Below are 7,839 nucleotides of genomic sequence, written 5' to 3' on the forward strand. Positions count from 1 at the left end.
CCGCCGCAGTAAAACGGAGGAGGAAGCTACGCGACCTTGTGTTGCGGAGCGAAGCGCCTGTCCGCCGCAGTAAAACGGAGGAGGAAGCTACGCGACCTTTTATTTTTATTACTTGGTCTTTACAACTAGTTCACCGAAGCCCCGATGGCTATCGCGGGCGAAGGTGAACGCTACCCAACAAAATACCCTAATATTTTGCGGGGCAAATATACTAATGTATTTTATTAGAATAAAACTTATTACCAGCAATATTTGAAGAATACATAAAGTGCGGTGCATATGGTTAACACTTATGTTATGGCAAAAAGGATGATTGAATTCAAAGTATAGTTAGCCGGGATGTTTGTATATAAGCACAAGGAATAGTTTTGTGGTATAGAAATGTGTAGATTTTAGGATTTTGTTTTAGAAATAAATTACATTTATAACCTGGTTTTAATACCTGGTTTTATTTAAAAATGGAAGATAAAATTATTAAGTACCGTTCTTTAATTGTAATAACCGCTATTGTTATTACACTTCTTTCCCTACTACTGATTCCCCGGCTTCAGGTAAATTCCAATGTGGATGATTACGTCCCCGATACTATAAAAAATAAGGTGCACCTTAAAGAGCTGGATAGCATTTTTGGTGGAAGCGAGATGATATTGCTGATGTTGCATTCAGAAGATGTCGTTAAAACAGAAACATTGAACAGGCTCGAATCACTTGCAGCTGAACTCAGTGAGCTGGAAGGTTTAGATCGTATTATTTCTCCATTTAGTGCACAGGAAATTACCATAGAAGACGGTATGATGTCCATGGAGCCTTTCTTTGAAGAAATCCCGGATAATAAAGCCGATTACGAAGCATTAAAAACAAAGATTTCGGCAAACAGTATGACCAATAGGTTCTTTTCGGACGATTTTAGCCTGGTCTCCCTCGTGCTGATAAAAAATACCAAAACACCGGATAAGATTATAGATGATATAAAGGGAATTGTAACAAATCATCCCGGAGCTGAAGAAGTGCTCTTAGGCGGATTACCCTTTATCCGCTATTCTATTGAAGGAAATATAATTAAGGATTTGGTTGTACTTCTCCCCATTGCCATGTTCCTGATGGTATTTATGCTATATTTTTCATTTAAGGAATGGAAAGGGGTATTTATGCCCTTTCTGATCGTTTTAATGAGCATTATTCTCTCCTTTGGATTGATGGCCTTTTTAGGCTGGAAAATTTCGCTCTTTAGTATTCTAATGCCCATCATGATCATTGCTATTGCTAATGATTATGGGATTCATCTTATTGCACACTACCAGGAATTAGCAAGAGGAGAGGAGAAGCTTTCGATGAAACAAATCTGTAAACAAATATATATTGACCTTAAAAAACCGATTTTTATAACCGGGATAACTACCATCGGGGGGATATTGGGGCTTCTGAGCCATACCATGATGCCTGCTGCAGAACTGGGGGTACTAACCGCTATTGGTATAGGGTTCGCCTTGTTATTAAGTCTATGGTTATTGCCGGCAATGCTTTCATTTTTTAAACCAAAACGCGGCTCAGATAGGCAGGAAACAAAGAAAGCTCCAGTCCTTGAACGGTCGCTCGAAAAGATGGGAAATTGGGTAACCACAAACCCGAAAAAGATCCTTACAATTTCTGTATTTACGGCAGTAATTGGGGTGATTGGAATATTTTTCCTGGATGTTGATACCAATGTTGAAAGTTATTTTTCGGCTAAGTCCGAAGCGGGACGTTCTACCCGCTTAATCAATGAAAAATTTGGAGGCTCACAGTTTATATCTGTACTATTTTCCGGGGATGTGCTCTCGCCTGAGGTGATGAATCGGATGGCCCATTACGAAAGCGAAATTATTAAGGATCCTGCAGTAGGCCTTGTTAGTTCTCCCGTTGCCCTTGTCAAAGAATTGAGTAAAGGATTTTATGAACCCGAGGAGGAAGGATATAACCAAATTCCTGATACTTCAGAAGAGATATATCAGTTTATCGAGATCTTTTCAATGGGTGGGAATGAAGATGATATTTCTCAATTTCTTGATTATAATTATGAAAACGCCCGGATCTTAATAAGCCTTAAAGATGGTAGTAATAGTGCTAATAAAAGAGTGCTTGCAAAGCTTAATGACCTAACCGGGGATGATCCTGATCTCCGATATGCCGCCGGGGCCGGACTTACGGAAATTGAATTGGCAGATATGGTCGTCAAAGGGCAGCTTAAATCCCTGATTTTTGCACTGGCTGTGGTCTTTATCATTTTGAGTTTTGTTTTTCGTTCCCCCAAAGCAGGATTACTCTCTACCTTGCCAATTACAATTGCAATCGTTGTTCTATTTGGGTTAATGGGCATATTTGGTATATCCTTAGATATAGCCACCGCCCTGTTATCTTCAATAATGATAGGAGTAGGGGTAGACTATACCATTCATTTTTTGTGGCGTTTTAAAACCGAAAGATCTAAAGGTTTTGATCACCGCAAGGCCGTGCAAATAACACTCAGTACCTCGGGTAGGGGAATTATTATTAATGCGCTTTCTGTAATAGTTGGTTTTATGCCCCTGATCTTATCCAATTTCACCCCGCTGAAGTACTTTGGCGCGTTAATTGTCATTTCAATCACTACTTGTTTGATTAGCTCACTATTTTTGGTTCCCGCCATTGTAATTTTAACCAAGCCCCGGTTTCTTGAATAAGACGGTTTGTCAAAAAGGTCAAAGAAAAAATAGCACTAATTAAGTACTAAATGATGTTTGGAATAGTACTTGTAACGTATAAATAGAATTTATTGGGCTTGTAACCGTTATATTCAGACCTGAAATACTTCTTAAATACTACTTTTGAAGTATTGTATCTTTGTTAGGTTAGAATTATTTTTATTAAAATTTTATATTATTAAAAAAATAGCATTAGGCAGGCTTGATTTTAATCAAATTTCCTTATAATCTTCAGAAGAATAAGGATTATCCTTTAAAAAATTGGTAATATTGCGCTCTATGTTAAATCTTAAATTTGTAGTGTTGTTCGTAGCTTTTTCTCTGCCCATAATGGGACAGAATAATGCTGAAGAAATTTTTGAAAAAGCAGCGGATCAACTTTTGACGGAAAATTTGGAACTCTCCATTGCAATAAAGGAGATAGCCAGTAATGGAAAGTCTAAAGATAAGCAGTATAATGTACTGATAGGCAAATTTGGTGGGATGGAAAAAACCAAAACGGTAGTACAGCAACCGGATAAATTAAAGGGGATTACCATAGTGATAACCAGTTATCCGGATGAACTGGGTTTGATTGAGATATTTACACCAGCTAATGGAAAAATCAGAAAAATGAAGGCTACTTCTAAAAATATGGAATTAGTTAATTCCGGAGTTTCCATTGCAAATTATACCTCGAAAGATCGGGATCAGTTAAGTTTCGAATTCAAAGGTAATGAAGAATTTGATGGAAAATCCTGTTACAAATTACAGGTTAACGATCTTCTTGACCTTGAAAATGGTAAAACCGAATATTTAATTGAAGAAAATACTTATCGCATTTTAAAAATTATAGCCTTTAATGAAGACGGCACCGCAAAAAGTAGTACAACCTATTCTGATTTTCAACCTATAGGGCAACCTAAGGGGAAAATCCAACCCATGTTTATGGTTAATAAGGATCTTAAAAAAGCAAAGCACAACGAAATAAAAGTTTTAAAGATTAGTGCCAGGCCCAATTTAAAAGAAGAAAATTTTAATATCGAACCCGTAATCAATTAAATTAATATTTTGGCACAGGCCATACTAAATAATTTACCATGTCAATAAAGAAGTCTATTTTAAAACCGGATGAGATGGCAGCACTTCTGAAACTTAAATTTGGAAGTAAAAAAATCATGGGTCCGCGTAAAAATGGAAAAATCAGTAATAATGGTAACCTTGCTTTTTGTTATGACACCCTTGATAAAGTATCCAGATCATTTGCAGCCGTAATCAGGCAGCTTCCTGATGAGATTAGTGATGTGGTATGCCTGTTTTACCTTATTTTACGCGCGCTCGATTCCATAGAAGATGATATGGATCTGGCTCAGGACGTTAAGACAAAACTGTTAAGGGAATTTCACACAAAAAATTATGAAAAAGGCTGGAATCTTTCAAACGTGGGTGATAAACAAGAATATAGAGACCTCCTGGCCAATTATCACAAAGTAATAGAGGCATTTTTAGAGCTTGATGTGAAGTATCAAAAAAGTATTACGGACATCTGTAAGAAAATGGGCAATGGGATGGCAGATTTTGGAGAGAAAGAAATTACAACCCTGGAAGATTACAACCTCTACTGTCATTATGTGGCAGGATTGGTTGGGATAGGCTTATCCGAAATTTTTGCGGCTTCAGGGATAGACAACAAAGAATTGGAGTCTCAGGTAGCACTCTCTAATTCCATGGGCCTATTTTTACAAAAAACGAACATTGTAAGGGATTATAAAGAAGATCTGGATGAAAAAAGGTTCTTTTGGCCAAAGGAAGTTTGGTCTTTATACAGTCCCAGGTTTGAGGACTTTCCCTTGAATCCGGAAAAACCGGAGTCAATCGCCTGTTTAAATCACATGGTAAATGACGCACTTTCTCATGCTACAGATTGCCTGGACTACCTGAAAATGTTGAAAAATGAACGTGTATTCAGATTTTGTGCAATACCGCAGGTAATGGCCATTGCCACCCTTGCAGAAGTCTACAATAATCATAAGGTTTTCACTGAAAATGTAAAGATAAGAAAGGGACTTGCGGCAAAACTAATTGTAAGGGCCGGGTCTATTCAAGAGGTGGTAAAAACATATAAAGAAATGGCCTCTGTAATTGCGAATAAAATTACATTTGGATTACCTAATGCTGAAGAGACTTTAGAATTAGTACAGAAAATTAATGACTTCTGTGAATTGGCCTTGACCGAAGCCAATAAATCCCCGGAAATTGCTTGAAATGATACTAAATTTCAGCATTGATATTTAAGCTGAATTTCTAAAATCGGCCTTTTTTGATTTAATTTTAAATCGGATATACTGGCCAAGTATAAATAAGAAATCATTAAGAGGTATCATTTTAAAAGTTTCTTTAAAAGGGATCACGCCGTTTAATTTTAGATTCGCTCTTTTGATCCAGTCAAGGGTCATTTCATTTCGCATCCAATATTTACTGTCTTCACCCATTGCATTTAACCACTTAACGCCACCATCCCATTTACCCGCGCTGCGAATAAAATAGAGGGAAAAAGCTCCAATTATTTTCTGAAAATTAATCGTTTCCTGATCCTTTAGAGAATATGCCAGTCTTTGTAACGATTTTTCATCCAGAGATTTTGTTTTCATAACTTCCCTAATACCATCTGCGAATGCCCGGTGTTTCATTAATATTTCATTAAAACCCATTCCACAACCATCCGGGTTGAGCATTCCGGAGGATCCAAAAAAGATGACCTTGTCCAGTGCATATTTCTTCAATGTTCCGGAAACAATAGTACCCTCTAGTATACCAATTTGTTCTGCGTTTGGCTGGAATTCATTTATAAATCTTTTAAATTTCTCCTTCAATTCCTTCGGGTTGCCATAGGTGTTTTTCTGTCCTTTGAAAGCATATATATTGGTTACATTTTCACTATGGGGGTGGATGCCAATATAGGTATTCTCTTCATCATTTAGTGGCAGGTATTCCAGCTGAAATGGGTTGTCCAGAGACAAATTATTCATTCTGGCTCCATAAATAACCCATGCATCTTTCCTTTTTACAAGCTTATTCTTTTGCAGAATAGATGAATTTATTCCCATGGAATCAATAAGCAGACTGGCTCTGTATTTGCACAAATTTGTTTCAACTACTATTTCGTTGCCATTTAAATAATACGATATAAAAGCTTCGTGTTTAACCACTGCTCCATTGTATTTGGCTCGGTCCATCCAAATCTCCAGGACTTTTTGCTGATCAAACACCACGCAATCGTCTTTCATAAAATGTTCTGCTGTTGGGGCAGTAAACTTTATGTATTTTGTGCGAACAGCAATAGCTTCTTCTAAATCATATTTGATAGCCCTATCCTCGTAGCTGTACCATGTAGCTTGCGTGGTACCGGGCTTCTTCCTCTCTAAAATTAAGATGTTGAAGTTTTTACTTAATTCTGCTGCCGCGGACATACCCGCAGGCCCACCACCCGCTATGATAATATCAAAGAATTGCATTTTGTTTAATATTAGCAGTTTAAGCTAATGCAAAATTAGATATTCAAAAAGATAATTGAGCTACTAAAGTGGTAAATGTTTGGATTAATTTATTTTATAAAATATAGTAGTCTTCACCAATAAGTGGCTCCAGGAGCTGATTAACTAAATTGTTTTCCAATTTTATGATATCACCCCGTTGAATTAATTATTTGGAATTGAGAATTACCGGCTATTAAGATACCTTCCATTTGCGGACCGATTTGTGAATTAATTCTATTGTCACGCCAAAAAATGGACTGTGATTCGCAAGTTTAATTTCTTGATATAACTGCTTTGTGCATTAAATAACCGTGATACCAAGGCTATGTCAGCATTAAACTTTATTTTTGAACCTTGATTAAAAACTTACGTTATGTCCATTGACAAAACGCTTTTGAAAACCGAAAATTAAAATTTACATTTTATGAAAACATTTAAAATTTATGCCATTGCTTTATTCTTTTGTACATGCTTAACGTCTCCTTTGCTGGGACAGGAAGTGGATAGTACAATAGAGCCAAGAGAAAGATTAACGCTGGTAACCATGCAGGGAACGGTTACCGAGATTGTTAAGGAAACACGAGAAATAACATTGAAAGGTGGTGATGGAGAATTGGTGACGATTACAGCTGGCCCGGAGGTTAAGCGATTTGATGAAATTGCGGTAAAAGATATAATCACTTTTGATTATTACACCTATTTAAAGGCTGAGTTCAGAGAACCAACATCCGCAGAAAAGGCAGAACCACTGGTAGTCTTAGAAGGGGAAGACAGAGCTCCGGCAGGTGAAGCTCCTGCAGCCGCAGTCGGTGAAATGATCAAAGCTGTGGTAACCATTGAAGTTCTTAATAGACCTCAGATGTTTGCTGTTGTAGAAGGTCCTAATGGAAACTATTTAACGATCCCAACAAAGGACGCTGCCTTTATGGAAAAGCTGCACATAGGACAAGTATTAATCCTGACTTATGCAGAAGCTGTCGCTGTTTCCTTGTCGAAAGTGGAATAGTAGAATTTGTTTAAATACTGTCCTGAAAATATCTGGGGGAATGTTTTGCATTCCCCTATTTTTTTGATCTTTATTATCAAATTCAGACGATATTCTGAAGTGAAAACTTAGCCATAAATTAATCGCGTTGGTAGTTAAATTAATTAATGCTTAATTCAAGGAACTTCAATGAAATAATTGAAAGATTATAACATTCTTTTTAGCTATTTATATTTTTTAAGTTTATTTTAATCGAATCAACTTAGAGAAAATGCGCTTTAATATCCTTGTTATTTTATTAGTTCTTTCATCTTCAATTTATAATTGTGGATACGCACAGGAGCTCGAACCACGGGCCCTTACCAATTTACCTAAAGAGTTTAATTTTATTGGACTAGCCTATGCTTATGCCTCCGGAAACACACTTCTGGATCCCTCTTTGCCCTTGGAAGACTTTAACGGCAGAATAAATACGATAATCCTGGCCTATGTACGAAGTGTAAATTTCTTTGGGAAATCGGGAAAAGTGGATGCCATACTACCCTTTGCAGGAGGAGATTTTACAGGTATTTTTGCAAACACTTCTTTTGAAGATTCGTATACCGGATTTGGAGATTTA

5 protein-coding genes and 1 pseudogene are annotated in these 7,839 nt (G+C 36.9%); 5 read left to right on the forward strand and 1 reads right to left on the reverse strand.

Annotated features, from left to right (window positions below):
* The first annotated feature begins 458 nt into the window (after window positions 1-458).
* From Q0X77_RS14795 to Q0X77_RS14805, 3 genes are all read left to right on the forward strand, one after another.
* Window positions 459-2,699 carry an MMPL family transporter gene (locus Q0X77_RS14795; protein ID WP_297798601.1) on the forward strand — a complete coding sequence of 747 codons (2,241 nt, stop codon included), beginning with the start codon at window positions 459-461 and terminating at the stop codon, window positions 2,697-2,699.
* 300 nt (window positions 2,700-2,999) lie between these two features.
* Complete coding sequence (locus tag Q0X77_RS14800; protein WP_297798602.1) at window positions 3,000-3,761, forward strand: outer membrane lipoprotein-sorting protein; 762 nt, start codon at window positions 3,000-3,002, stop codon at window positions 3,759-3,761.
* Window positions 3,762-3,799: 38 nt separating this feature from the next.
* A complete protein-coding gene (locus tag Q0X77_RS14805; protein WP_297798603.1) occupies window positions 3,800-4,963 on the forward strand; it encodes a squalene synthase in 1,164 nt (387 codons plus the stop codon).
* 27 nt (window positions 4,964-4,990) lie between these two features.
* Here Q0X77_RS14805 and Q0X77_RS14810 read toward each other — a convergent pair whose 3' ends face one another.
* Window positions 4,991-6,214 (reverse strand): hypothetical protein, encoded by a 1,224-nt coding sequence (locus Q0X77_RS14810; RefSeq protein ID WP_297798604.1) that lies wholly within the window; start codon window positions 6,212-6,214, stop codon window positions 4,991-4,993.
* A gap of 445 nt (window positions 6,215-6,659) precedes the next feature.
* Between Q0X77_RS14810 and Q0X77_RS14815 the strand changes: the two genes are divergently transcribed.
* Both Q0X77_RS14815 and Q0X77_RS14820 read left to right on the forward strand, forming a co-directional pair.
* Window positions 6,660-7,241, forward strand: a complete 582-nt coding sequence (locus tag Q0X77_RS14815; protein WP_297798605.1) for a hypothetical protein — start codon at window positions 6,660-6,662, stop codon at window positions 7,239-7,241.
* Between the two features lie 250 nt (window positions 7,242-7,491).
* Window positions 7,492-7,839, forward strand: a pseudogene (locus Q0X77_RS14820) (hypothetical protein); the annotation flags it as partial.

Source organism: uncultured Eudoraea sp., from assembly GCF_947258925.1.
Classification (GTDB): Bacteria; Bacteroidota; Bacteroidia; order Flavobacteriales; family Flavobacteriaceae; genus Eudoraea.

Coding starts and splice junctions, on each gene's coding strand:
- Q0X77_RS14800 (WP_297798602.1), top strand. CDS start 3,000: ATGTTAAATCTTAAATTTGTAGTGTTGTTCGTAGCTTTTTCTCTGCCC.
- Q0X77_RS14815 (WP_297798605.1), top strand. CDS start 6,660: ATGAAAACATTTAAAATTTATGCCATTGCTTTATTCTTTTGTACATGC.
- Q0X77_RS14810 (WP_297798604.1), bottom strand. CDS start 6,214: ATGCAATTCTTTGATATTATCATAGCGGGTGGTGGGCCTGCGGGTATG.
- Q0X77_RS14795 (WP_297798601.1), top strand. CDS start 459: ATGGAAGATAAAATTATTAAGTACCGTTCTTTAATTGTAATAACCGCT.
- Q0X77_RS14805 (WP_297798603.1), top strand. CDS start 3,800: ATGTCAATAAAGAAGTCTATTTTAAAACCGGATGAGATGGCAGCACTT.